The following is a 25,089-nucleotide window of genomic DNA, read 5'->3' as shown; positions in this document are numbered from 1 at the left end:
GCTCCGGTTTGTCGATGGCGTCGAGGTTCAGGGCTTGGACTTTACCAGCCCATGTGGTGGCCGCCGTTGATATCGAGATTGGAGCCGGTGATCCAGCTGGCCTGTTCGGCGGCAAGGAAGCCGACGCCATAGGCGATCTCCTCCGGCGTGCCGAGGCGCCCGGTGGGGATGTCGGCGACGATCTTGGCGCGCACGTCCTCCGGCACTGCCATCACCATGTCGGTGGCGATGTAGCCGGGCGAGATGGTGTTGACGGTCACGCCATTGCGGGCGTTCTCGCGCGCCAGCGAAATGGTGAAGCCGTGCATGCCGGCCTTGGCCGCGGCGTAATTGGCCTGCCCGTACTGGCCCTTCAGGCCGTTGATCGAGCTGATCTGGATGATGCGGCCCCACTTGCGCTCGCGCATGCCTTCGATCACCGGGCGGGTGACGTTGAAGCAGGAATTGAGGTTGGTGTTGATGACGTCCATCCACTGCTCCGATTTCATCCTGTGGAAGGTGCCGTCGCGGGTGATGCCGGCGTTGTTCACCAGGATGTCGATGGGCCCCAGCGTGGCCTCCACTTCCCGCACCATCGATTCGGCCTCCTGCGGCGAAGTCACGTCGCCCCTGGCGATGAACACGTCGTAGCCATCGGCCTTCATTTGTCGCTGCCAGGCGCGCGCCTTGTCCTCGTTGCGGTAGTTGCTTGCCACTTTGTGGCCCATGTTGGCCAGTTGCTTGACGATGGCGGTGCCGATGCCACCGGTGCCGCCGGTGACCAGTGCAACTCTGGAACTCATGTGGTGCTCCTTGTGCGAGGCGAAGGTACGGGTTTGATTCTAGGCATGCCGGGCTGGGTTTGCGTTGTGCGTTGCGGCGGAAGCCGGAACACCGTCGGTGGGTACGCGCTCCAGCTGGAATGCCGGGATCGCGGCGTGCAGGAACGCGGCGGCCGATCGCTGCGCCGCAGCCGGCAACACAGGTTGCCCCAGCAGTGACCATAGCCTGTGCAGCGTGGCAACGGGGTCGGCCACTCCCACGGGAAACGCGGCGTCGGATTTCGACAGTTTGCGGCCGTCCGCGCCCAGCAGCAGCGGCAGATGCGCGTGGCGCGGCGTTGGCAGCTGCAGCGCGCGCTGCAGCAGGATCTGGCGTGGCGTGGAATCCAGCAGGTCGGCGCCGCGCACGACATCGGTGATGCCCTGGTCGGCATCATCCACCACCACCGCCAGCTGGTAGGCCCACAGGCCGTCGCTGCGGCGCAGGACGAAGTCGCCGACCTCGACGTCCACGCGTTGGGTGATGCGGCCATGCACGGCGTCGTCGAAGGTGATCGTGCAGCCGTCGGGAACGCGCAGGCGAATGGCAGGGTCGGGACGACGGAAGGTGGCCACGCAGCGGCGATGGATGCCGTTGGCGGCGGCCAGCTCGCTGCGGCTGCAGTGACATTCAAAGGCCAGCCCGGTCGCCTGCAATTGCTCCAGCGCAGCCTGATAGCGATGGTCGCGCCGGCTCTGGTACTCCACCGCGCCATCGTGGTGCAGCCCGAATGCCGCCAGCGTCTGCAGCTGTCCCTGCGCGGCACCGGCGACTTCGCGCGGCGGATCCACGTCCTCGATCCGTACCCGCCATTCGCCATTCGCCTGACGCGCCAGCAGCCAGCTGCCCAGCGCAGCCAGCAGTGAACCGGGATGCAGCTCGCCGGTGGGCGAGGGAGCGAAGCGGCCCCGGTAGCGTGCCTCGGGCATTGCGTTCAGGTTTCCATGTTGAATTTGCGGCTGCATGGCCACATTAGCCAAGGAGTCCGCGTAATCGCGTTGAAAGGCTGAGATTATCCATGTTCAAACGCATGTTTCTGTTCCTGGCCACCAATCTGGCGGTGCTGGCGCTGGTCAGCATCGTGATGTCGCTTCTCGGCGTGGATTCGCGGCAGTTTGGCGGCTTGCTGGTGATGGCCGCGCTGTTTGGCTTCGGGGGGTCGATCGTCTCGTTGCTGATGTCGAAGTGGATCGCCAAGCGCACCACCGGCGCGCAGGTCATCGTCCAGCCGCGCAACGAGGCAGAGCAGTGGTTGCTGGGCACCGTGCGCCGGCAAGCGGCGGCCGCCGGCATCGGCATGCCCGAAGTGGCGATCTACGACGCCCCGGAGATCAATGCCTTCGCCACCGGCGCCAACCGCAACAACGCGTTGGTGGCGGTGTCCAGCGGGCTGTTGCGGGCGATGCGCCGCGACGAGGCCGAAGCGGTGTTGGGCCATGAAATCAGCCATGTGGCGAATGGCGACATGGTTACCATGGCTCTGCTGCAGGGCGTGCTGAACACCTTCGTGATCGTGCTGGCGCGCGTGGTGGGGCGGGTGGTGGACGGTGCCATCAGCGGCGATCGCGACCGCGGGCCGGGCTTCGGCTACTACATCGTCGTGTTCGTGCTGGAAATGGTGTTTGGCCTGTTTGCCTCGATGATTGCGATGTGGTTCTCGCGCCAGCGCGAATTCCGTGCCGACGCCGGTGGCGCAGCACTGGCAGGGCGGCAGAACATGATCGCCGCACTGGAGCGGCTGGCGCAGGCCCACGCGGAAAGCACGCTGCCGAAGCAGATGGCTGCGTTCGGCATCAACGGGAGCGGCGTGCAGCGCCTGCTGATGAGCCATCCGCCGCTGGAGGCGCGCATCGCGGCGCTGCGCCAGGCAGGTTAGGCGCGGCTGGGCGGGGCAGCGGGGCCACGCAGAACGGCGGCCCCGGTGTGTCGATCAGGCCTCGAACTCGTAGTTCATGTCCGGCCCCGACATGGCCAGGAAGTCGCCCTGCACGTAGTCAACGCCGCTGGAAAACAGGATGGACATGCTGGCGGCATCCTGCACGAACTCGGCGATGCTCCGGATGCCCAGTTCGCGTGCCTTCTGGGCGAGTTCGTGCACCCGATGCTGGCTTGTGCTGCTCTTGGACAGGTCTTCCATGAAGCTGCGGTCGATCTTGACGAGGCCGGGAACGAAGTGGGTCAGCAGCTGGAAGGAGTCCAGCCCTGCGCCAAACTGTTCCAGCGCCATCTTGACGCCCAGCTTGCCGATGGTCGCCGAGAATTCCTGTGCCGCACGCAGGTTGATGAAGACCTTCGACTCCGGCACCTGCAGCAACAGCGAGCTGCCGTCCACGCCGTGCGCTGCCAGCTGTTCCCCGATGAACTCCGGAAGGCTGGCATCCAGCAACGAGGCGTGGGTGATCTTGACCAGCAGCGCCACCGGCTTGCCGGCGCGCTTGCGCGCCCCCAGTTTGTCGATTGCATGGCCGATCACCCAGCGGTCGATCTGGCCCAGCAGGCCATGCTCCTCCGCGATGTGCAGGAAGCTCATCGGTGTCACCGTTTCACCGGTGCCCGTATCCAGCCGCAGATAGGTTTCGTAGATCGCGCGCGGTTCGCCCAGCAGATGGATGATCGGCTGGTAGTGCAGCAGGAAGCGATCGTTGGCCAGAGCATCGCGCAGCCGTTCGACCCAAGCCTGGATGCGTTCTTCTTCGGCGCGATCCACGGCACTGGGGTCGAAGATCTCGATGTGGTTGCCGCCCACGGCCACGGAAGACTGCACACCGTGGCTGGCCTTGGCCAGAACCTGGGTGACGCTGGCGATTTTTTCGCCGATCTGCACGCCGCCGATACTCGCCGTGATCGAGCTGGAACGCCCGCCGGCTTCAAATACGCCTGCCGAAAACGCATTGCGGATGCGTTCGGCAAGGTTGAAGGTCAGCGTGTGGTCGCTGTGCGCCAGCACCGCGAAACTGTGTTCGCTGAAGCGTGCAAGCTGCACGCGGCCCTCGGCGACTTCGATGGCAAGCGCGTTGCGCAGGCAGTCGGCCATTTCCGACAGCAGCGTATCGGCGCTGTCCAGGCCGATTTCATGCAGGATGCGCTGGTAATTGTCCGGCTCCAGCAGCAGCAGGCCGTACTGCGCTTGACGCTGCGCGGCATCCACCACGGCGTCTTCCAGCATGCGCAGGAAGGTGGGGCGGTTGAGCAGGCCGGTGGCCTGGTCGCGCTGGCGAAGTTCCTCCACCTCGCGCGCCAGCTCGGGATCCGCTTCGGCGGCCTGGTGGCGGAAGATGACCTGCTGGCAAAGCTCGCCTTGGTACTGCGCGGCAGAAAACTCCATTACGGCGGGAAATTCGTTGCCATCGATATCGTGCGCGGTCAGCTCATAGCGCGGCGGCGGATCTTCGCCCTTGGACAGTCCCTTGAGCAGGGACTTGAATGCATTCACATGGGCCGGTGCCACCAGATCAAGCAGCGACATGCCTTCGATGTCCTCGAACGACGCGAAGCCGAACATTTCCAGATAGGCCTGATTGGCACGGATGTGCATGCCTTCGTGGATATAGGCGATCGGCTCGCGCGAGGAGTCGATGAGCATGTCGCAGCGGCGCTGGGTCTCGCGCATCTGCGCTTCCAGCCGGCGCTGCGAGCGGCGCGCCTCCAGGTCATGCCATTCGGTCAGCACGCTTTTCAGGAACTGCGTTGGCCGGCTGCGCAAGGCGACGGCCTGGGCGCCCAGCGCCTGCACCTGCTCCAGGATTTCGTCGGTCACCCCGTCCAGCACCGCCAGCAGGGGCACGTCGCGGCCGCAGCCCATCACTGCCTTGGCGACCTGTTCGAAGGGCACCATCACCGCAGCATGATCGGCCAGCACCATGTCCACCGGTTGCTGGGCAAGCATCTGGGTCAGCTCGTCCAGCGATTCCGGGCGCAGCGGGCGCACCGCGGTGCCGGCGTTGCGCAGGCGGCTGACCATGGCTTCGGCCTCGTTGACCAGATCGGCAACGAGCATGAGTCGGAGTGCAGAGTCCTTGCCTGTGGCCATGTGCGGGGGAGCGGGTGGCGGGTCGAGAGGGGAAGGCTACAACATCCGGCGCCAACGATGCCGTTTCCTAGAGCGGGCGCAGCGGTGTTTTTCCCGGATTGCCGGCTATTTCACGCACCAGCCGGGGCACCAGATAGCCGGGCAGGCGGGCAGCCAGCGACTCATGCAGGGCCAGCGCGCGGGCATCATCGACCTCGAAATGCGCGGTGCCGGTGACGCGGTCGAGCTGGTGCAGGTAATACGGCAGCACGCCGGCGGAAAAGCCACGTTCGCACAGCGCCGCCAGTGCGGCGGTCGAATCGTTGACCCCGCGCAACAGCACGGCTTGGTTCAACAGGCTGGCGCCGGTGCTGCGCAGGGCAGCCAGGGCCGCATCCACCGAGGCATCGAATTCATTGGCGTGGTTGGCATGCACGACGACGGCCACCGGCCAGGGCAGCGACCGCAGCCAGCCCAGCAGGCCGGCATCGATGCGTTCCGGCAGCACGATCGGCAGCCGCGAATGAATGCGCAGGCGGCGAAGATGCGGGATGTCGCGCAGGGCATCGGTCAGGTCGGCCAGCTTGTGGTCGGCCAGCGACAGCGGGTCGCCGCCGGACAGGATGACTTCGTGGATCGAGGCGTCCTCGCGGATCAGCGCCGTCGCTTCGCGCCAGCCCCCGGCGGCAGCGGTGTCTTCGGCGTAGGGGTAATGGCGGCGGAAGCAGTAGCGGCAGTTCACCGCGCAACTGCCGGTGGCGATCAGCAGGGCGCGCCCGTTGTACTTGTGGATCACGCCATTGCCGCGGCGGGCGGCGGCATCGCCGACGGCGTCCAGCGCGAAGCCGGGCACGATGCGCTCTTCCTCCAGCACTGGCAGCACTTGGCGCAGCAGCGGGTCGGCCGGGTCGCCGTGGCGCATGCGGGCGATGAAGCCGCGCGGCACCCGCAGCGGAAATTGCGTCGCGGCAGCCTCGGAAATGCCCTGCGCCAGTGCGCCCAAGCCGAGTATTTCCAGCAGTTCGCGTGGGTCGCGCACGGCCTGGCGCCACGCGGCTTGCCAGCGTGGTGAATCGGGCTGCTGCATTGGGATGGGGGCTGCGGGTATCATGTCGGGCTGCAAAAAAAAAACCGTTCCGGCGATGCCGGAATATCCGGAATCCCCTAGTTTAGCCGCCCGGCCGGGTGGCCCCAAGGAGCACCCATGGCCACTCTGGGCATGAACGACGTCAAAAACGGCCAGAAAATCCTGGTCAACAACGAGCCTTCCATCATCATCGATACCGACTACGTCAAGCCGGGCAAGGGGCAGGCGTTCACCCGCGTGCGCTACCGCCAGATCCGCACCGGTCGCGTGCAGGAAATCACCATGAAGTCCACTGATTCGGTGGAAGCGGCAGACGTGGTGGATACCGACATGCAGTACCTGTATTCCGATGGCGAGTACTGGCACTTCATGAATCAGGAAAGCTTCGAGCAGGTGCAGGCCGACAAGGCTGGCGTGGGCGATGCCGCCAAGTGGCTGAAGGGCGAGGAGGATTGCGTGGTCACCTTGTTCAACGGCAGCCCGATCCAGGTCACCCCGCCGAATTTCGTCGAGCTGAAGATCACCGAAACCGATCCGGGCGTGCGCGGCGATACCTCCGGTGGCGGCGGCAAGCCGGCCACCCTGGAAACCGGCGCGGTGGTGCGCGTGCCGCTGTTCGTGGGCCAGGACGAGGTCATCAAGGTCGATACCCGCAGCGGCGAGTACGTTTCGCGCGTGAAGTGATCCTGTTCCCTCCCTTGCGCTGCAGGCGCAGGGGAGGGAGAAGAGCAAAACCATGACAGAAAGTACGTTGCAGCCCTGCGACCTTCTCATCGAAGCCGGCTGGGTGGTGCCAGTCGTCCCGCACGGCGTGGTTCTCGAGGATCACGCCGTCGCCGTGTCCGGCGGGCGCATCGTGGCGGTGCTGCCCACCGCCGAGGCGCGCGTGCGTTTTGCCGCGAAGGAGACCGTCTCGCGTCCCGAGGCCGCGCTGATGCCGGGCCTGGTCAACGCCCACACCCACAACCCGATGACGCTGTTGCGTGGCGTCGCCGACGACCTGCCGCTGATGACCTGGCTGCGCGAGCACATCTGGCCGGTGGAAGCGGCGGTGATCGGGCCGGAGTTCGTGGCCGACGGCATGGCCCTGTCGATCGCCGAGATGCTGCGCGGCGGCACCACCTGCGCCAACGAAAATTATTTCTTTCCCGACGTGCAGGCCGCCGTCTACAAGAAACACGGTTTCCGCGCGCGGGTCGGCGCGGTGATCATCGATTTTCCCAGCGCGTGGGCGAAAACCGATGACGAATACTTCGACCGTGCCTGCGAGCTGCACGATGCGTGGCGCGGCGATCCGCTGATCGGCACCGCATTCGCCCCGCACGCGCCGTACACGGTCAGCGACGCCAACTTCGAGCGGGTGCGCCTGCTGGCCGACCAGCTGGATCTGCCGGTGCACCTGCATCTGCACGAAACCGCGCAGGAAATCACCGATTCGCTCAAGCTGCACGGCCAGCGCCCGCTGGCGCGGCTGGATCGCCTCGGGTTGGTCAACGACCGCCTGATCGCGGTGCACATGACCCAGCTCCTTGATGCCGAAATCCACCTCTGCGCCGGGCGCGGCGTCAGCGTGGTGCACTGCCCGGAATCCAACCTCAAGCTGGCGTCGGGCTTCTGCCCGGCCTGCGCGCTGCTGAACGCCGGCGTGAACCTGGCCATCGGCACCGACGGCTGCGCCAGCAACAACGACCTCGACATGTTCGGCGAGACGCGCACCGCCGCGCTGCTGGGCAAGGCCGTTGCCAACGATGCCGCCGGCTTCTCCGCGCACGAGGCCTTGCACGCGGCCACCCTGGGCGGCGCGAAGGCGCTGGGCTTCGACGACCAGATCGGCAGCATCGAAGTCGGCAAGCAGGCGGATCTGGCCTGCATCGACCTGTCCGCCCTGGAAACCCAGCCGCTGCACAACGTGGCGTCCCAGCTGGTGTATGCCGCCGGTCGCCAACAGGTCAGCGACGTGTGGATCGCGGGCATGCGCAAGCTGCGCGAGCGCGTGTTGGTGGACATGGACATCGACGCCATCGTTGCCAACGCCAGGCAGTGGCGGCAGCGCATCGCCGCCATCCAACGATGATCCTTCCCCCGCAGGGAACCGCAGGACGCCAACCATGACCGCAACCGCCCAGGCCAACTTCCACCAGTCCGAGCTCGACAAGTTCGACGAACTGGCCCAGCGCTGGTGGGACCCGCACGGCCCGCAGAAGGCGTTGCATGCCTTGAACCCTGCACGGTTGGGCTACGTGGCGGAGCGGGCCACCCTGCGCGATGCGGCGGTGCTCGACGTCGGCTGCGGCGGCGGCCTGCTCAGCGAGGCGCTGGCCAAGGCCGGCGCGCGCGTCACCGCGATCGACCTGGCACCGAACCTGTTGAAGGTCGCGCGTCTGCACGGCCTGGAATCGGGGGTGAAGGTCGAGTACCGGCAGCTGGCGGTGGAAGCGCTGGCCGAGGAAGCGCCGGGCTCGTTCGATGTCGTCACCTGCATGGAAATGCTGGAGCACGTGCCCGACCCGGCTTCCATCGTGCGCGCCTGCGCGACGCTGTTGAGGCCGGGCGGGCGCCTGTTCCTGTCCACCCTCAACCGCACCCCTGCCGCGTTCGCGCTGGCCATCGTGGGCGCGGAATACATCGCCCGCCTGCTGCCCAAGGGCACCCACCAGTACCGGGACTTCATCAAGCCCTCGGAACTGGCACGCCTGCTGCGCGAGGCGGGCCTGGCACTGGAGGACGTCAGCGGCCTGATGTACGAACCCTGGCGCAATGCCGCGCGGGTGGTGCGGCGCACCGACATCAATTACCTGGCCTGCGCGCGCAAGCCGGAATGAACGGCGCATCTTTCCCGAAGCTGGTGCTGTTCGACCTCGACGGCACCCTGCTCGACAGCGCGCCGGACATGCTGGCCACCGTCAACCGCATGCGCGCGGCGCGCGGGCAGGGGCCGATGCCGCTGGCCGAGCTGCGCCCGCACGTGTCCAAGGGCTCGCGGGCGATGAGTGCGGCCGCGTTCCCTGCACTGGGCGGCGAGGTGCCGCAGGAGATGGTGCGCGAATTTCTGGGCATCTATGAGCAGGAGCTTGGCCGCGGCAGCGTGCTGTTCGATGGCGTGGCAGACCTGTTGACGGCCATCGAGGCCGACGGTGCGCGCTGGGGCATCGTCACCAACAAGCCGGAATATCTGGCAAAGCAGATCGTGCCCGCGCTTGGCTGGGAAACACGCTGCGCCATCCTGATCGGCGGTGACACCCTGTCTCAGCGCAAGCCGCATCCGCTGCCGCTGCTGCATGCCGCGCAGGCGTTGGAAACCGCCATCGACGACTGCGTCTATGTCGGTGACGACCAGCGCGATATCGATGCCGCACGCGCGGCCGGGATGCGTTCCCTGGCTGCCCTGTGGGGCTATCGTCCGGATGGCGACCAGCCACAGGGGTGGGGTGCGGATGCGCTGGTGGAATCCGCCCGCGATCTGCTGCGCCTGGCGCTGTGGAGTGAATTGCGATGAGCGAGCGCGACGCGCTGCAGGGCTTCCTCGACAAGTGGCGGGCGCATTGGCCGGAATGGGCCGTGGCCGAAACGTTTTTGCCGGCAACACAGCGCGAACGCGCGCAGGCGTGGCTGGCGCTGCGCGGGGAGCTGATGGACGCTGCCTGGGGCGGTGACGATCCGACGCCCGGTGCGGCCAAGCTGGGCTGGTGGACGGAAGAACTGGAAGGCTGGTCACGCGGTGCGCGCCGGCACCCGCTGGGGCAGGTGCTGCAAAAGCTGCCGGTGGAATGGCGGGCACTTGCCGGGGGCGTGCCGGCGCTGCGCAGCAGCCGCAGCCCGGAAGGGGATGGCGCAGCCACCCTGCGCGGGCTGCAGCCCTTCGCGCACGCGCTGGCGAACGCGTCGGCGCAGCTGTTCGGCGCCCCGCCCGTGCCGGTGTCCGCGATGGCCGAGGCATTGCTGGCCGAATGGGTGCTGCACCTTCCCGAACGCGGCGTGCCGGCGGCAGGGACCGATGTGCCCAGCTTGTTGGCGAAGCCCCGGCTGCGTGGCGGCGCCGCCACGGAACGCATCCAGGCGGCGCTGGTGCGCGGTCGCCTGCGACGCACCCGGCGCGGACGTCCGTCTGTCATGCCGCCGCTGGTCACGCTGTTCGCGGCATGGCGTGCCGCGCGCGGCTGAATCACAGCGTTGCGCGGATGCGTCTCTGCGCACCGGTACAATGTCGCAATGCACAAGAGTCTTTTTCCGGCCCCATTGCCCGATGTCGCCACCGATGCGGTCGCCTTGGCGCGCCCGTTGGACTGGGTCGGCATGGACGGCATGGCGCTGCCGATCCGGCTGGCAAATACGGGCGGGCTGCCGATGCTGGTACCGGCCAGCGTCGATGTGGCGGTGAATCTGGGCGATGCCGGCGCGCGTGGCATCCATATGTCGCGCCTGTATCTGCAGTTGCAACAGGGCTTGGCCAACGAGGCGCTGGGTGCGCCGTCGCTGCGCCGGCTGCTGGAGGCCTGCATCACCTCGCAGAACGGGCTGGCCGCGCGCGCGCGCCTGCGCCTGCGCTTCGACCAACTGCTGTTGCGCAAGGCGCTGCTCAGCGACAACGCCGGCTGGAAGCGCTATCCGGTCGAGGTCGAGGCCGAGCTGCATGAAGGCCATCTGCGCCTGACGCTGGGGTTTTCGGTGGACTACTCCAGCACCTGTCCGGCCTCCGCCGCGCTTTCGCGGCAGGCCAATGCCCAGCGTTTCTTCGAGGATTTCGCCGGGCCGCGCCCGTTGTCCACCGAGGAGGTGCGCGACTGGCTGGCCAGCGAGCGCGGCATGGCTGCAACCCCGCATGCGCAGCGCAGCCGCGCCGACGTCCGGGTAGAGCTGAAGCCGGCATTCGACGAACTGCCGCTGGCCGCGTTGGTGGATGCGGTCGAGGCCGCGCTGGGCACGCCGGTGCAGACGGCGGTCAAGCGCGAGGACGAGCAGGCCTTCGCGCTGGCCAATGCGGCCAATCTGATGTTTTGCGAAGACGCGGCGCGCCGGGTTGCCAGCGTGTTGGCGGGCGATGCGCGCATCGGCGTTTGGAGCGCGCGCGTGGCGCACTTCGAAAGCCTGCACCCGCACGACGCGGTGGCGTCGGTCGGCGGGCGCAACCCCTGACGGCGGCACCCCGGCCACCGCCAGCGCCGGGGCGGCCTCAGCGGTCGAAACGCAGGCGCTGGCCCTGCGGTGTTCCCGCCAGATGGCTGCCATCCCAAGCGAGGACGCCATTCACCCAGGTGGAGGCGATCCGCGAGCGGAAAGTAGTGCCTTCGAACGGCGACCAGCCGCATTTGCTCAGCACGTCCTCGCGGCGCACGGTGAACGGGGTGTCGTCGATCAGTACCAGGTCGGCGGCGTAGCCTTCGCGCAGGAAGCCGCGATTTTCCACATCGAACAGCTGCGCCGGCGCATGGGCGAACTTCTGCACCACCTGCGCGGTGCTCAGCAGGCCGTCGTGCACCTTCTCCAGCGCCAGGTTCAGCGCGTATTGCACCAGCGGCAGGCCGCTGGGCGCGTCGATGTACGGCTTGTTCTTCTCTTCCAGCGTGTGCGGCGCATGGTCGGTGGCGAGCACGTCCAGCACGTCGTCGGCCAGCGCGCGGAGGATGGCGTCGCGGTCGCTGGCGTCCTTGATCGCCGGGTTGCACTTGATCAGGTTGCCCAGCCGCGCGTAGTCGGCGCGGGCGAACTGCAGGAAATGCACGCAGGTCTCGGCGGTGATCTGCTTGCGGCTGCCATCGGCGCGGATCAGCGGGCCCTTTTCAAACAGCGCCAGCTCGTCGGCGGTGCTGATGTGCAGCACGTGCAGGCGGGTGCCGTGGCGGCGCGCCAATTCCATCGCCAGCCGGGTGGACTTGATGCAGGCCTCGCGCGAGCGGATGTCCGGATGGCATTCCACCGGGATGTCGTCGCCGTACTTCGCCCGGTAATGGGCGAGGTTGGCGTCGATCATCGGCGTGTCTTCGCAGTGGGTGATGATCGGCACCGGCGTGTCGCGGAAGATCGCGTCCAGCGTGGCCGGGTCGTCCACCAGCATGTTGCCGGTGGAGGCGCCCATGAACACCTTGATGCCCGGCGCGGCCTTCGGGTCGAGCGCGCGGATCGCCTCCAGATTGTCGTTGCTTGCGCCGTGGTAGAAGCCGTAGTTGCCCCAGGCGCGGCCGGCGGCGCGGCGGTACTTGTCCTCCAGCGCGGCGCTGTCCAGCGTCGGCGGCCGGGTGTTCGGCATGTCCATGAAGCTGGTCAGCCCGCCGGCGACCGCCGCCGCCGATTCGGTGGCGATGTCGGCCTTGTATTCCATGCCCGGTTCGCGGAAATGCACCTGGTCATCGATCATCCCGGGCAGCAGGCGGCGACCGTTGGCGTCGACGACGGTGTCGCCGGGCCGGGCGGCAAGGCCACTGCCGATGGTCTCGATGCGGCCGTCCGTGAAGCGCAGGTCGCCGTCGAACTCGCGACCTTCATTCACCAGACGGGCGTTGACGATCAGGGTGGATGTCATGCTGGCTCCTTTCAATCAATGCGGGGGGACGGGGTCATGCCCGCCGGGATGCAGGGGGTGGCAGCGACCGATGCGGCGGATCGCCAGCCAACTGCCCTTCAGCGCGCCGAACCGGTCAATGGCTTCCATCGCGTATTCGGAACAGGTCGGCGCAAACCGGCAGCGTGTCCCCAGCAGGGGGCTGATCCAGCGTTTGTAGCCGCGCAGCAGCGCGATGAGGAGTTTGTCGATCACGAACCGATCACGAAGCCGGGATACAAGCGGGCTTGGCAGACTGGGTGCGGTTGCCGGCTTGCGCGTAGCAGGGTATAACAGCGCGCCTTCCCCTCTCAAGGGAAGACTGAGGAATCCCAAGACGTGGCTGCGAAAAAACCCGCGAAAAAAGCCGTCAAACCGGCCAAGAAAGCCGCCCCGGTGAAGAAGCCGGCCCTTGCCAAGAAAGCTGCGCCGGCCAAGAAGGCCGCGCCAGCCAAAAAGAGTGTGCCGGCCAGGAAGGCGGTTGCCGCCAAGAAGCCGGTCACGGGCAAGACGGCAGTGAAACCTGCGGCCCGTGGCGCTGCGCCTGGCAAGAACGCCGCGCCCGCCAAAAAAACCGTGCCGGTGAAAAAAACTGGCGCCACCAAGCCGGTCGCGGCCAAAAAGCCTGTGCCCGCCAAGAAAGCGGCGCCGGTGAAAAAAACTGGCGCCACCAAGCCGGTCGCGGCCAAAAAGCCTGTGCCCGCCAAGAAAGCGGCGCCGGTCAAAAAGCCCGTGCCAGCCAGCAAGGTGGCCAAGCCCGTCGCCAAGCCGGCACCCAAGCCGGTGGCGAAAAAGCCGGCACCGGTCGCCAAGGCGAAACCTGCCGCAGCCAAGGCCGCGCCCACCAAGGCGCCGGTGAAGCAGCCTGCGACCAAGGTCGTCGCCCAGGCGCCTGCGGTGGTTGCAGCGGCCAAGCCGGAACCGAAAAAGGTGGCCAAGGCACCTGCGGTGGCGGCAAAACAGGATGCACACAAAACGACGGGCTCGGCGCAGGCAAAGCCGGCGAAGCTCGCTCCAAAATCGAAAGGGAAGGTGATGGTGGCGGTGAAGAAACAGTCCGAGGCGCAGCCTGTGTCCAGGGACAAGTACAAGGTCGTGCCCTATCAGGTGGACGAAACCACGGGGCGCCCGCTGTTGCCGGCCGGCTACAAGCCATCCGCCGACGAGGAATACATGAGCCCGCTGCAGCTGGAGTATTTCCGCCAGATGCTGCTGTCGCGCCGCGCCGAACTGGTGGAAGAATCCAAGCAGACCATCGAGAACCTCAAGGAAGAAGTGCGCGATGTGGGTGATGAAGCCGAGCGCGCCAGCCGGGAAACCGAAAATGCGCTGGAACTGCGGACCCGCGATCGCTATCGCAAGCTGATTGGCAAGATCGACAGCACGCTCAAGCGCGTGGACAACGGTGAATACGGCTATTGCGTGGACACCGGTGAAGAGATCGGTCTCGATCGCCTTGAGGCGCGCCCGCAGGCCGAGCGCACGATCGACGCGCAGGAGCGTTGGGAACACATTCAAAAGCAGATGGGCGACTGAGCCCGCTGCCAGTTGCGCCCTTCGCATTGACCAAAACCCCGCTGCGGCGGGGTTTTGCGTTACTGCAGCTCGCGCAGGTCCAATCGCCGTAGCCGGGGAGCCAGCCTGGCGGTGGCGGCGACCACGCCCATCGTCACCCAGCCACCCACGATCATTGCCGGCACCAAGCCCAGCAAGCGGGCCATCACGCCGTCATAGAACGCGCCAAGTTCGTTGGAGGAGCTGACGAAAATGCCATTGATCGAAGACACCCGTCCGCGCATTTCATCCGGCGTCACCAGCTGCATGATGGTCGAGCGCATCACCACCGACACCCCATCGCACATGCCGTAGAGCACCAGCAGCAGGCCCGACAGCCACAGATGGCGGGACAGCGCGAAGGCGATGGTGCACAGGCCGAAGCTGGCCACTGCGATCAACAGGACGCGCCCGGCGTGGCGCTGCAACGGGTAGCGGGTCAGCCACAGCGCAACCAGGATCGAGCCGATGGCCGGCGCGGCGCGCAGCAGGCCCAGCGCTTCCGGGCCCTGGTGCAGGATGTCCTTGATGAAGGCCGGCAGCATGGACACCGCGCCCCCCAGCAGCACCGAAAACATGTCCAGTGCCATCGCGCCCAGCATGATCTGGTTGCCGGCGACGAAGCGCGCCCCTTCGGCGATGCTGGCGAAGATCGGCCCGCGTTGCTGGGTACGCGCAGGCTCGGTGACGGGCATCGCCAGCAGCGTCCCGGCAGCCAGCAGGGCGACGATGGTCGCCGTTGCATAGGCCGCGGGTTTGCCGGCTGCCCCGACCAGCACGCCGCCGATCGCGGGGCCAAGCACCAGCCCGATCTGAAACACCACGCTGCCCATGCTGGCCCCGCGCGGGAACTGTTCGCGGCGCAGCACGCGCGCGAACAACGCGTTGTACACCGGCCCCAGCACCGAACGTCCCACGCCGCCCACTGCCACGGCCAGATAGATGGGCCACACCGCGCCAGCGCCCAGTCGTTCGGCGGCAACCACGGCCAGCACGATGGCGTTCACTGCCAACAGGATGCAGGCGGCGGCGCCCAGCTTGCGCCGCGGCAAATGATCGACCAGATAACCCGCGAACGGTGCAACGCAAAAATAGGGCAGTACTTCGGCAAGGCCAGCCAAGCCAAGCGCCAGCGGATCGTGGGTCAGTTCATAGATGTGCCAACCCACCGTGACCGCAACGATCTGGTAGGACAACAGCGTGCACAGGCGGTACAGCAGCAGCCAGCGGAAGCCGCGGCTCTGCAGTGGCGAGGCAGCCGCGTCGCTCATTGCTGCAGGGCGGCGCCGGCACGTTCGTGGATGAAGGCCAGCAGCGCGGCCAGGCCGTTGCTGCGCGTGGGCGATAGGTGCTTGGACAGGCCGATATGGGCGATGTAGTCCGGCTGGGTCGCCGCGATTTCCCGTGCGCTGCGCCCTGAATACACGCGCAGGGCGAGGTATATCAGCCCGGACACGATGGCCGAGTCGCTGATAGCGTGGAACACCAGGGCATTGGCGTCGCCTTCGGCGACGATCCACACCAGCGACTGGCAGCCGTGCAGGCGATGCGCCTCGGTCTTCCACGCGTCGGGGAAATCCGGCAGCTTGCGGCCAAGGTCGATCAGGTACTGGTAGCGCTCCGACCAGTCGCCGAAGAAGCCGAACTCGTCGGCGATGGCCACCTGCGCGTCGGCGGCAGTGGGTTCGAGAGGGAAGTGCGTATCGGTCATGGGCTTCCGTGGTCGGTTTCTGCTCCCTCCCTTGCGGAGCAGGGGAGGATTGGGGTGGGGTGCTTTTGTTGTTGGAAAAGCGAACCCCCTCCCGGCCTCCCCCTGCTTCGCAAGGGGAGGAGAAAATCAAGCGCGCTTCCAGCGCACACCCTGCGGGGTGTCTTCCAGCAGGATGCCTTCGTCGGCAAGCTGCTGGCGGATCGCATCGGCGCGGGCGAAGTCGCGCGACTTCTTCGCTTCGAGGCGCTCGTCGATCAGTGCCTGGATGCGGGCGTCGTCGTCGCCGGAGGCGCCGCGGGCGAACCAGTCGGCCGGCGATTGCTGCAGCAGTCCCAGCACCTTGCCTGCGCCCAGCAGCTGCGCCTTCAGCGCGGCCTTGTCTTCCGTCGACGCGGCCTTGCGCGCTTCACCGGCGATGCGGGCAATTTCGGCCAGCGCCGATGGCGTGTTGAGGTCGTCGTCCAGCGCGGATTCAATGCTGGCCGGAATCGCCGCGTCGGCTGCGACATCGTTCAAATCGCGCAGCGTTCCATACAGCCGGTCCAGCGTCCGCACGCACTGCTCGATCAGCCCGTCCGACCACTCCAGCGGTTGCCGGTAGTGCGCGGAGAGCAGCGCGTAGCGCAGCGCTTCCGGCGGGTGCTGTTGCACCAGGTCATGCACGCGCTGGATGTTGCCCACCGACTTGGCCATCTTGGCGCCGCCGAAATTGAGCATGCCGTTGTGCAGCCAGAACCGCGCGAACGGCTTGCCGCCGTGCGCGCATTCGCTCTGCGCCACTTCGTTCTCGTGGTGCGGGAACTGCAAGTCCACGCCGCCAGCGTGGATGTCGATGGTCGGGCCCAGGTGCGCCTCGGCCATCGCCGAGCATTCGATGTGCCAGCCCGGACGACCGCGACCCCACGGCGAATCCCAGCCGGGAAGGTCGTCGCTGGACGGTTTCCAAAGCACGAAATCGCCGGCATCGCGCTTGTATGGCGCCACTTCGACGCGCGCGCCGGCCAGCATTTCATCGGTGTCGCGGCGCGACAGCTTGCCGTAGCCGTCGAAGCTCGCCACCGAAAACAGCACGTGGCCTTCGGCGGCGTAGGCGTGGCCGCCCTCGATCAGGCGCTCGATCATCGCGATCATCTGCGACATGTGCGCGGTGGCCGCTGGCTCGATGTCGGGGGCGAACTCGCCGCTGACGCCCAGCGCGGCCATGTCCTCGCGATAGGCGGCTGCGTACCTGTCGGTGATCGCGGCGATCGGCGTGCCGAGATCCTTGGCCGCCGCGTTGATCTTGTCGTCCACGTCGGTGATGTTGCGGGCATAGCGCAGGCCACCGAAGCGTCTGCGCAGCAGCGCCGCCAGCACGCCGAACACCACCGGCCCGCGCGCATTGCCGATATGCACGTAGTTGTAGACGGTGGGGCCACACACGTACATGGTGGGCTGGTGTGTGACGAGCGGCACAAAAGCGTCGAGCCGACGGCTCAGGGTGTTGTAGAGATGCAGGCTCATTGGCGGCAGGGACTTGGGATGCGCCATTGTAACGGCGCAGGTTGCCGTCATCGTCGCGACAGCGCGGATTCAGCCGTGTCGGCTCATGCACCGATAAACTCTGCCCATGCCGATGTACCGTCATCTTGCTGCTTTGTGCCTGCCCGTAGGCCTGTTCGCGGGGGCGGACGCGCTTGCGCAGCAGGCGTCGCCCGAGGTGGTGTTGCCGATCGAGAACGTGCGCTATGACTATGCGCAGGTGCTGGCGGTGCGGCCGGTGCAACAGACCCTGCGCACGACCAGCATGGAACAGGTCTGCGATCCGCGCGAGCCGGCGATCAGCGCCGCGTTGTCGCGGGTGATGAACGCCGTGCGCAACAAGCCGGCTGCGGCAGGAGAGGCGCCGACCTGCAGGATCGAGCCGGTGGTGAGGGAGTATCGCCGCACCATCGCCTACGACGTGGACTACATGTATCGCGGCAGCAAGTTCCGCACCCGCATGGATCGCGACCCTGGCTATCGCCTGCGCATCCGGGTCTCCATCACCCCGCATCCGATGGAATGAGCGCTTGCGCCGCGGCGCCCTGCGTGCGAGCATCCCAGCCTCGATGAACGCCTACCTCGCCACGCGCCACGCTGACACCGCCCGGATGGCCTCGGGCATGACCTCGCGTGCGCGCCGACCGGAACCCTTGCAGCCAGCTGGGTAGTCCGGATCGCGTCATCGTGTTTCACCATCCGAAACCCAGCCTCCCGGCTGGGTTTTTGCGTTTTTGGCCCATCAGTCTCTCTCGACAACCCTTCAGGAACGAGCCTTCCGCATGAACCATTTTCTCAACACCCAGGACTGGAGCCGCACTGATCTGGATGGCCTGCTTGCAGCGGCCGCACAGTTCAAGCGCAACAAGCTGGGCGATGCGCTGAAAGGCAGGTCGATTGCATTGGTGTTCTTCAATCCGTCGATGCGTACCCGTACCAGCTTCGAGTTGGGCGCGTTCCAGCTGGGTGGCCATGCCATCGTGCTGCAGCCGGGCAAGGACGCCTGGCCGATCGAGTTCGACCTGGGCACCGTGATGGACGGCGACACCGAGGAGCACATCGCCGAGGTGGCGCGGGTGCTGGCACGCTATGTCGACCTGATCGGCGTGCGCGCGTTCCCGAAGTTCGTCGACTGGTCGGTGGACCGCGAGGACCGGGTGCTCAAGGCGTTCGCGAAGTACTCCACGGTGCCGGTCATCAACATGGAGACCATCACCCATCCCTGCCAGGAGCTGGCCCACGCGCTGGCGCTGCAGGAGCACTTCGGAAGCACCGACCTGCGCGGCAGGAAGTACGTGCTGACCTGGACCTACCACCCGAAGCCGCTGAACACCGCCGTCGCCAATTCGGCGCTGACGATTGCCACCCGGCTGGGCATGGACGTCACCCTGCTGTGCCCGACGCCGGACTACGTGCTGGACGAGCGCTACATGGGCTGGGCCGCGCAGAACGTGGCGGAAAGCGGCGGCTCGCTGCAGGTCAGCCACGACATCGAATCCGCCTATGCCGGCGCCGACGTGGTCTATGCCAAGAGCTGGGGCGCGCTGCCGTACTTCGGCAACTGGGCGCCGGAACAGCCCATCCGCGACCGGTACAAGCACTTCATCGTCGACGAAGCCAAGATGGCGCTGACCAACGACGGCGTGTTCTCGCACTGCCTGCCGCTGCGCCGCAACGTCAAGGCGACCGACGCGGTGATGGATTCGCCGCGCTGCATCGCGATCGACGAAGCCGAAAACCGCCTGCACGTGCAGAAGGCCGTGATGGCCGCGCTGCTGCGCTGAGTCGCGCCCCCTTTTCCCGTCTTCCCCCCGGACACCCCTCCATGACTGCCCCCAACGACTCCCGCGACATCGTCCTCGCCTTCTCCGGCGGCCTCGACACCAGCTTCTGCGTGCCCTACCTGAAAGAGCAAGGCTGGAACGTGCACACCGTGTTCGCCGACACCGGCGGCGTGGATGCCGAGGAACGCGCCACCATCGAGGCCCGCGCGGCCGAGCTGGGCGTGGGCAGCCACGTCACCGTCGACGGCGGCCCTGCCATCTGGTCCGGCTTCGTGAGGCCGTTCGTGTGGGCGGGCGAGGGCTACCAGGGCCAGTACCCGCTGCTGGTCTCCGACCGCTACCTGATCGTGGATGCCAGCCTGGCGCGGGCCCGCGCGCTGGGCACCAATGCAATCGCCCATGGTTGCACGGGCATGGGCAACGACCAGGTGCGGTTCGACCTCGCCGTGAAGGCGCAGGGCGACTACCGCATCGTCGCGCCGATCCGCGAGATCCAGAAGCAGCACACCCAGACCCGCGCCTTTGAGCAGGCCTACCTGGAGGCGCGCGGCTTCGGCGTGCGTGCCAAGCAGAAGGCCTACACGATCAACGAGAACCTGCTGGGCCTGACCATGTCCGGCGGCGAGATCGACGCCTGGGAAGCGCCGGGCGAAGGCGCGCGCGGCTGGTGCGCGCGCCGCGAGCACTGGCCGGCGGAGGCGCTGGAAGCTACGCTGCGCTTCGAAAACGGCGAGGCGGTGGCGCTGGACGGCCACGACCTGCCGGGCGAGAAGATCCTGGCCAAGCTCAACACCCTGTTCGCCCAGTACGGCGTCGGCCGCGGCATGTACACCGGCGACACCACGATTGGCCTCAAGGGGCGGATCGTGTTCGAGGCGCCGGGCCTGGCCGCATTGCTGGCCGCGCACCGCGCGCTGGAGGAGGCGGTGCTGACCAAGCAGCAGAACCGCTTCAAGCCGGACGTCGCCCGCAAGTGGGTGGAACTGGTCTACGAGGGTTTCTTCCACGATCCGCTGAAGACCGATCTGGAAGCGTTCCTGGCCTCCAGCCAGCGCATGGTCAACGGCGAGGTGGTGCTGCGCACCAGTGGCGGCCGGGTGGATGCCGTGGCCGTGCGCTCGCCGCACCTGCTCAACGCCAAGGGCGCGACCTACGCGCAGTCGGCCGACTGGGGCGTGGAGGAAGCCGAGGGCTTCATCAAGCTGTTCGGCATGAGCAGCACGCTGTGGGCCGAGGTGAACCGCTGAGGCTGTCATTCCCGCGAAGGCGGGAATCCAGCGTCTGGATTTTCAAGTCACAGCCGAGAGCTGGATACGCAGACACACAAGTCTGCGAAAAGATGCCCGCCTTCGCGGGGATGACGAGCAAGAGCGAACCCCTTACATGCTTGAAGATGTTCTCCGCCACCTGGAAGCGCTGGTGTCCTTCGATACCCGCAACCCGCCGCGCCGGATCGGCAGCGGCGGGATCTTCGACTATCTGCGGGCGCAGCTGCCGGGCTTCCGCTGCGACGTGGTCGACCACGGCGACGGCGCGGTGTCGCTGCTGGCCGTGCGCGGTGCCCCGCAGCGCGTCTTCAACGTGCACCTGGACACGGTGCCCTCGTCCGAGGCCTGGGATGGCGATCCGCTGCGGCTGCGGGTGACGCGCGACCGCGCCATCGGCCTGGGCGCCTGCGACATCAAGGGCGCGGCGGCGGGCCTGCTGGCTGCGGCCAACGCCACCAGTGGCGATGCCGCGTTCCTGTTCTCCAGCGACGAAGAAGCCAACGACCCGCGCTGCATCGCGGCGTTCCTCGCCGAGGATCGCGGCTTCACCGAGGCGATCATCGCCGAGCCCACCCGCTGCGAGGCGGTGCTGGCCCACCGCGGCATCAGCTCGGTGCTGCTGCGCTTCAAGGGCGAGGCCGGGCACGCCTCGGGCGCCAACGCGCTGCAGGCCAACGCGCTGCACCAGGCGATGCGCTGGGGCGCGAACGCGCTGGCGCTGGTCGAAGGCGAGGCGCACGCGCGCTTCGGTGGCCTGGCCGGCCTGCGCTTCAACATCGGCAAGGTCGAGGGCGGCATCAAGGCCAACGTGATCGCGCCCAGCGCGGAGGTGCGCTTCGGCTTCCGCCCGCTGCCGTCGCACGACCTCGACGCGCTGCACGTCCGGTTCGGCGCGTGCGCCGCACCGGGTGCCTTGGAGCGCTACGAAGAGACCTTCCGCGGGCCTTCGCTGCCCGCAGGCGACACCGCGACCGCCGAGGAGCGCCGGCTGGCCGCGCGCGACCTGGCCGACGGGCTGGGCCTGCCGATCGGCAATGCCGTCGATTTCTGGACCGAGGCGTCCCTGTTCTCGCAGGCCGGCCTGACCGCGTTCGTCTACGGACCCGGCGACATCGCCCAAGCGCATACCGCCGGCGAATGGGTGGCGCTGGAGCAGCTGCAGCGCTATGCCGACTCCATCACCCGCATCCTTGGAACCGATCCCTCGTGACCCCGATCCTCTCCCCACACGCCGTGCACGATCCGCAGACCCGCCAGACCATCGTGCGGCTGCTGTCCAGCATGGGCAGCGCGAAGGAAATTTCGCAGTACCTGAAGCGTTTTTCGCAGCTGGACGCGGCGCGCTTCGCCGTGGTCAAGGTGGGCGGCGCGGTGCTGCGCGACGACCTCGACGCACTGGTGTCCTCGCTGGCCTTCCTGCAGGACGTGGGCCTGACGCCCATCGTCATCCACGGCGCTGGCCCGCAGCTGGACGTGGAGCTGTCCGCCGCCGGCATCGTCAAGCAGACCATCGACGGCCTGCGGGTGACCTCGCCGGAGGCGCTGGCCATCGTGCGCCGCGTGTTCCATGCGCAGAACCTGAAGCTGGTGGAGGCGTTGCAGGCGGCGGATGCACGCGCCACCTCGATCGTGTCCGGCGTGTTCGAGGCCGACTACATGGACCGCGAGCGCTACGGGCTGGTCGGCGACGTGAAGCGCGTCGACCTAGCGCCGATCCAGGCCAGCCTGCAGGCGGGTTCGATTCCGGTCATCGCCTCGCTGGGCGAGACCGTGGGAGGGCAGATCCTCAACGTCAACGCCGACTTCGCCGCCAACGAGCTGGTGCAGAAGCTGCAGCCCTACAAGATCGTGTTCCTGACCGGCACCGGCGGGTTGCTGGATGCCGAGGGCCGGGTCATCGACTCGATCAACCTGTCCACCGAGTACGACGACCTGATGCAGCAGCCGTGGATCGAGGGCGGCATGCGCGTGAAGCTCGAGCAGATCAAGGACCTGCTGGACGGTCTGCCGCAGGCGTCGTCGGTGTCGATCACCCGGCCCGACGAGCTGGCCAAGGAACTGTTCACCCACAAGGGTTCGGGCACGCTGGTGCGGCGCGGCGAGCGGGTGTTGCAGGGCGCTGCGTGGACCGACTTCGACCTGCCGCGGCTGCGCGGGCTGATCGAATCGGCGTTCGGGCGCAAGCTGCTGCCGGACTATTTCGAGACGACGCAGCTGCATCGCGCCTACGTCAGCGAGAACTACCGCGCCGCGGTCATCCTCACCCGCGAAGAGGCCGGCGTGTACCTGGACAAGTTCGCGGTGCTGGACGAGGCGCAGGGCGAGGGCCTGGGCCGGGCGGTGTGGCTGGTGATGCGCGAGCAGAACCCGGCGCTGTTCTGGCGCACGCGCCACGGCAACCCGGTCAACGCGTTCTACGACGCCGAGTCCGACGGCTGCATCAAGCAGGAGAAGTGGAAGGTGTACTGGTACGGCGACGCGGGCTTCCACCGCATCGAACGCTACGTGGCGCTGTGCGCCCAGCGGCCGGCGACGCTGGAGGAGCCGGCATGAGCGGGATCAAGGTTGGCCTGGTCGGCGCGCGCGGCCATACCGGCGCCGAGCTGATCCGCCTGTTCTCGGCGCATCCGCGCTTCGAGCTGGCGTTCGTGACCTCACGCGAGCTGGACGGCCAGCGCGTGGCCGACCACAACGACGGTTTCGCGGGCGAGCTGCGCTACTGCAATCCCGCCCACGAGGAACTGCCGACGCTCGGCGCGGACGCGGTGGTGCTGGCGCTGCCGAACGGCAAGGCCGCGCACATCGTCCAGCAGTTCGATGACGCCGGCGCCGATCCGGTGCTGGTCGATCTGTCCGCCGACTACCGCTTCGATCCGTCGTGGTACTACGGCCTGCCGGAGCTGACCCGCACGCGCTATGCCGGGCAGCGACGCATCAGCAACCCCGGTTGCTACGCTACCGCCATGCAGCTGGCGATCGCACCGATGTCGAACGTGCTGCAAGGCCCGGTGCAGTGCTTCGGCGTGAGCGGCTATTCGGGCGCGGGCACCACGCCTTCGGACAAGAACAACGCCGAGCTGCTGAGGGGCAACCTGATGCCGTACGCGCTGACCGGCCACGTGCACGAACGCGAGGTGTCGCTGCAGCTCGGCCATCCGTTGGAGTTCATGCCGCACGTGGCGTCGCATTTCCGCGGGCTCACCATCACCGCCAACCTGCACCTGTCGATTGCGTTCGAGCGCGAGGAAGTGCTGGCGCGCTACCGCGGCCGCTATGCCGGGGAACCGCTGGTGCGGGTGCAGGACAAGGCGCCGTGGGTGAGCCGCATCGCGGGGCAGCATCATGTCGAAATCGGCGGCTTCACGCTGAGCGACGACGGCAAGCGGCTGGTGGTGGTGGCCACCGAAGACAACCTGCTGAAAGGCGCAGCGACGCAGGCGTTGCAGAATCTCAATCTCGCCTTCGGGCTGGATGAACTGGCCGGCATCCCGGTGCAGGAGGAAGTGGCATGAGCGATCTTCTGTGGCAGAAGCCCGGCGTGGCGGTGGATGCCGGGATCCAGGCCTTCCTGGCCGGCGACGACGTGCTGCTGGACAGGGAATTCTTCCTGCACGACATCAAGGCCAGCGCCGCGCACGCCGAAGGCCTGCAGCGCATCGGCATCCTCACTCCCGAGGAGCTGGGCGGGCTGAAGCGCGAGCTGGCCAACCTTGCCGACGATTTCCGCAGTGGCGTCTTCGTCCTCGACGAGCGCTTCGAGGACGGCCATTCCGCCATCGAGGCGCGCCTGACCGAACGGCTGGGCGATGCCGGCCGCAAGATCCACACCGGCCGCAGCCGCAACGACCAGGTGCTGGTGGCCACGCGGCTGTGGCTGAAGGAGAAGCTGGCGCGGGTGGCGGCATTGAGTCGTGAGATCGCCAAGGTGGCGCTGGATCGCGCCGAGGCGGAAAAACATCTGCCGGTTCCGGGCTACACGCACATCCAGCGCGCGGTGGTGTCGTCGGCGGGCATGTGGTGGGCGGGCTGGGCCGAGGCCTTCATCGACGATGCGATCCGCGCCGCCGATACGCTCAAGCTGGTCGATGCCAATCCGCTCGGCACCGCCGCCGGCTACGGCGTGAACCTGCGCCTGGACCGCGAGCACACCACGCAGGTGCTGGGCTTCGCGCGCATGCAGGTGTCGCCGATCTACGCGCAGCTCTCGCGCGGCAAGTTCGAGCTGGCTGCCCTGGAGGCGCTGGGCAGCGCGACGCTGGACCTGCGCCGCCTGGCCTGGGACCTGTCGCTGTTCACCAGCGCCGAATTCGGCTTCGTCGCCTTGCCGCCGCAGTACACCACCGGCAGTTCGATCATGCCCAACAAGCGCAACCCCGACGTGATCGAGCTGATGCGCGCCACCCACGCCAGCGTCGCCGCGGCGCGCACCGAGATCGAGCAGCTGCTGTCGCTGCCATCCGGCTACCACCGCGACCTGCAGGCGTCCAAGGGCGCGATCTTCCACGGTTTCGGTCGCGGCCTGGCGGCGCTGGAGCTGCTGCCGGCGCTGTTGGCCAACCTTGATTGGCGCGAAGACCGGCTGCGCGCAGCGATCGATTCCGGCATGTACGCCACCGACGTGGCGGTGGACGCGGCGACTGCCGGCGTGCCGTTTCGGGACGCGTACAAGGCCGCTGCCGTGGCTGCGGACAGCGCCGGGCAGGGCCGCACGCCGGAGGGTTCGCTGGCGGCGCGCACCTCGCCGGGTGCGGCTGCGGACCTGCGGCTGGACGTGCTGCGCGCGCGCTGGGAGGCGCTGGATCCGAGCGGGCAGGCCTGA

At 67.5% G+C, this 25,089-nt stretch carries 24 protein-coding genes; 15 read left to right on the top strand and 9 right to left on the bottom strand.

All coding sequences use genetic code 11. The annotated features are described in order from the left end of the window. Positions 1–41: 41 nt before the first annotated feature. Together phbB and gluQRS are read right to left on the bottom strand one after the other, a co-directional pair. The gene (phbB, locus tag LIW09_RS08260) at positions 42–782 is read right to left on the bottom strand and encodes an acetoacetyl-CoA reductase (RefSeq protein ID WP_256645177.1); all 741 of its coding nucleotides are present in this window, start codon (positions 780–782) and stop codon (positions 42–44) included. Positions 783–821: 39 nt separating this feature from the next. Further along, the gene (gene gluQRS, locus LIW09_RS08255; RefSeq protein WP_256645176.1) at positions 822–1,730 is read right to left on the bottom strand and encodes a tRNA glutamyl-Q(34) synthetase GluQRS; all 909 of its coding nucleotides are present in this window, start codon (positions 1,728–1,730) and stop codon (positions 822–824) included. An 89-nt stretch (positions 1,731–1,819) separates the two neighbouring features. Here gluQRS and htpX point away from each other — a divergent pair, with 89 nt between their 5' ends. Continuing rightward, complete coding sequence (gene htpX / locus LIW09_RS08250; RefSeq protein ID WP_256645175.1) at positions 1,820–2,677, top strand: protease HtpX; 858 nt, start codon at positions 1,820–1,822, stop codon at positions 2,675–2,677. Between the two features lie 54 nt (positions 2,678–2,731). Here htpX and LIW09_RS08245 read toward each other — a convergent pair whose 3' ends face one another. Both LIW09_RS08245 and epmB read right to left on the bottom strand, forming a co-directional pair. Continuing rightward, positions 2,732–4,831 carry an EAL domain-containing protein gene (locus tag LIW09_RS08245; RefSeq protein ID WP_256645174.1) on the bottom strand — a complete coding sequence of 700 codons (2,100 nt, stop codon included), beginning with the start codon at positions 4,829–4,831 and terminating at the stop codon, positions 2,732–2,734. Positions 4,832–4,898: 67 nt separating this feature from the next. Then, positions 4,899–5,921, bottom strand: a complete 1,023-nt coding sequence (gene epmB / locus LIW09_RS08240) for an EF-P beta-lysylation protein EpmB (RefSeq protein WP_256645173.1) — start codon at positions 5,919–5,921, stop codon at positions 4,899–4,901. 93 nt (positions 5,922–6,014) lie between these two features. Between epmB and efp the strand changes: the two genes are divergently transcribed. Genes efp through folE2 form a run of 6 tightly spaced genes read left to right on the top strand, consistent with a single transcriptional unit; the run spans position 6,015 to position 11,030 of the window. Beyond that, positions 6,015–6,581 carry an elongation factor P gene (gene efp / locus LIW09_RS08235; protein ID WP_256645172.1) on the top strand — a complete coding sequence of 189 codons (567 nt, stop codon included), beginning with the start codon at positions 6,015–6,017 and terminating at the stop codon, positions 6,579–6,581. A gap of 52 nt (positions 6,582–6,633) precedes the next feature. Beyond that, entirely contained in the window at positions 6,634–7,971 is a 1,338-nt protein-coding gene (locus LIW09_RS08230) for a TRZ/ATZ family hydrolase (RefSeq protein WP_256645171.1), read from the top strand. Between the two features lie 34 nt (positions 7,972–8,005). Further along, positions 8,006–8,719 (top strand): bifunctional 2-polyprenyl-6-hydroxyphenol methylase/3-demethylubiquinol 3-O-methyltransferase UbiG, encoded by a 714-nt coding sequence (gene ubiG / locus LIW09_RS08225; protein ID WP_256645170.1) that lies wholly within the window; start codon positions 8,006–8,008, stop codon positions 8,717–8,719. Continuing rightward, positions 8,716–9,393 carry a phosphoglycolate phosphatase gene (gph, locus tag LIW09_RS08220; protein ID WP_256645169.1) on the top strand — a complete coding sequence of 226 codons (678 nt, stop codon included), beginning with the start codon at positions 8,716–8,718 and terminating at the stop codon, positions 9,391–9,393. The genes ubiG and gph overlap by 4 nt, the downstream gene beginning before the upstream one ends. After that, positions 9,390–10,058 (top strand): isoprenoid biosynthesis enzyme family protein, encoded by a 669-nt coding sequence (locus LIW09_RS08215; protein WP_256645168.1) that lies wholly within the window; start codon positions 9,390–9,392, stop codon positions 10,056–10,058. The genes gph and LIW09_RS08215 overlap by 4 nt, the downstream gene beginning before the upstream one ends. Positions 10,059–10,106: 48 nt before the next feature. Next, positions 10,107–11,030: a GTP cyclohydrolase FolE2 gene (gene folE2, locus LIW09_RS08210; protein WP_256645167.1), complete on the top strand. Its 924-nt coding sequence runs from the start codon at positions 10,107–10,109 to the stop codon at positions 11,028–11,030. 37 nt (positions 11,031–11,067) lie between these two features. On the opposite strand, the gene LIW09_RS08205 is transcribed toward folE2, so the two are convergent. Next, complete coding sequence (locus tag LIW09_RS08205; protein WP_256645166.1) at positions 11,068–12,414, bottom strand: dihydroorotase; 1,347 nt, start codon at positions 12,412–12,414, stop codon at positions 11,068–11,070. A 15-nt stretch (positions 12,415–12,429) separates the two neighbouring features. Further along, positions 12,430–12,648 carry a membrane protein insertion efficiency factor YidD gene (gene yidD / locus LIW09_RS08200; RefSeq protein ID WP_256645165.1) on the bottom strand — a complete coding sequence of 73 codons (219 nt, stop codon included), beginning with the start codon at positions 12,646–12,648 and terminating at the stop codon, positions 12,430–12,432. 123 nt (positions 12,649–12,771) lie between these two features. On the opposite strand from yidD, the gene dksA reads away from it, so the two are divergent. Then, the gene (gene dksA / locus LIW09_RS08195; RefSeq protein WP_256645164.1) at positions 12,772–13,968 is read left to right on the top strand and encodes an RNA polymerase-binding protein DksA; all 1,197 of its coding nucleotides are present in this window, start codon (positions 12,772–12,774) and stop codon (positions 13,966–13,968) included. Positions 13,969–14,027: 59 nt separating this feature from the next. Here the strand turns inward: dksA and LIW09_RS08190 are convergent, their stop codons facing one another. The 3 genes from LIW09_RS08190 to cysS form a co-directional block, all read right to left on the bottom strand. Beyond that, entirely contained in the window at positions 14,028–15,257 is a 1,230-nt protein-coding gene (locus LIW09_RS08190) for an MFS transporter (protein ID WP_256645163.1), read from the bottom strand. Then, entirely contained in the window at positions 15,254–15,697 is a 444-nt protein-coding gene (locus LIW09_RS08185) for a SufE family protein (RefSeq protein WP_256645162.1), read from the bottom strand. Before LIW09_RS08185 ends, LIW09_RS08190 begins: the two co-directional genes overlap by 4 nt. A gap of 126 nt (positions 15,698–15,823) precedes the next feature. Beyond that, positions 15,824–17,200, bottom strand: coding sequence for a cysteine--tRNA ligase (cysS, locus tag LIW09_RS08180; RefSeq protein ID WP_256645161.1), 1,377 nt, complete (start codon positions 17,198–17,200; stop codon positions 15,824–15,826). 106 nt (positions 17,201–17,306) lie between these two features. Here cysS and LIW09_RS08175 point away from each other — a divergent pair, with 106 nt between their 5' ends. The 7 genes from LIW09_RS08175 to argH all read left to right on the top strand — a co-directional run bounded on the left by LIW09_RS08175 (position 17,307) and on the right by argH (position 25,089). Beyond that, complete coding sequence (locus LIW09_RS08175; protein ID WP_256645160.1) at positions 17,307–17,744, top strand: hypothetical protein; 438 nt, start codon at positions 17,307–17,309, stop codon at positions 17,742–17,744. Between the two features lie 256 nt (positions 17,745–18,000). After that, a complete protein-coding gene (locus LIW09_RS08170) occupies positions 18,001–19,002 on the top strand; it encodes an N-acetylornithine carbamoyltransferase (RefSeq protein ID WP_256645159.1) in 1,002 nt (333 codons plus the stop codon). Between the two features lie 41 nt (positions 19,003–19,043). After that, complete coding sequence (locus tag LIW09_RS08165) at positions 19,044–20,249, top strand: argininosuccinate synthase (RefSeq protein WP_256645158.1); 1,206 nt, start codon at positions 19,044–19,046, stop codon at positions 20,247–20,249. Between the two features lie 136 nt (positions 20,250–20,385). Beyond that, complete coding sequence (locus LIW09_RS08160) at positions 20,386–21,480, top strand: acetylornithine deacetylase (protein ID WP_256645157.1); 1,095 nt, start codon at positions 20,386–20,388, stop codon at positions 21,478–21,480. Positions 21,481–21,551: 71 nt separating this feature from the next. Continuing rightward, positions 21,552–22,823 carry an acetylglutamate kinase gene (locus LIW09_RS08155; RefSeq protein ID WP_256647185.1) on the top strand — a complete coding sequence of 424 codons (1,272 nt, stop codon included), beginning with the start codon at positions 21,552–21,554 and terminating at the stop codon, positions 22,821–22,823. Further along, positions 22,820–23,782 (top strand): N-acetyl-gamma-glutamyl-phosphate reductase, encoded by a 963-nt coding sequence (gene argC / locus LIW09_RS08150; RefSeq protein ID WP_256645156.1) that lies wholly within the window; start codon positions 22,820–22,822, stop codon positions 23,780–23,782. Before LIW09_RS08155 ends, argC begins: the two co-directional genes overlap by 4 nt. Further along, the gene (gene argH / locus LIW09_RS08145; RefSeq protein ID WP_256645155.1) at positions 23,779–25,089 is read left to right on the top strand and encodes an argininosuccinate lyase; all 1,311 of its coding nucleotides are present in this window, start codon (positions 23,779–23,781) and stop codon (positions 25,087–25,089) included. Before argC ends, argH begins: the two co-directional genes overlap by 4 nt.

It is taken from the genome of Thermomonas paludicola (assembly GCF_024498955.1).
Lineage (GTDB): Bacteria > Pseudomonadota > Gammaproteobacteria > Xanthomonadales > Xanthomonadaceae > Thermomonas > Thermomonas paludicola.
The sequence above is the reverse complement of the archived record's forward strand: the minus strand, read 5'-3'. Positions and strand labels throughout refer to the sequence as shown.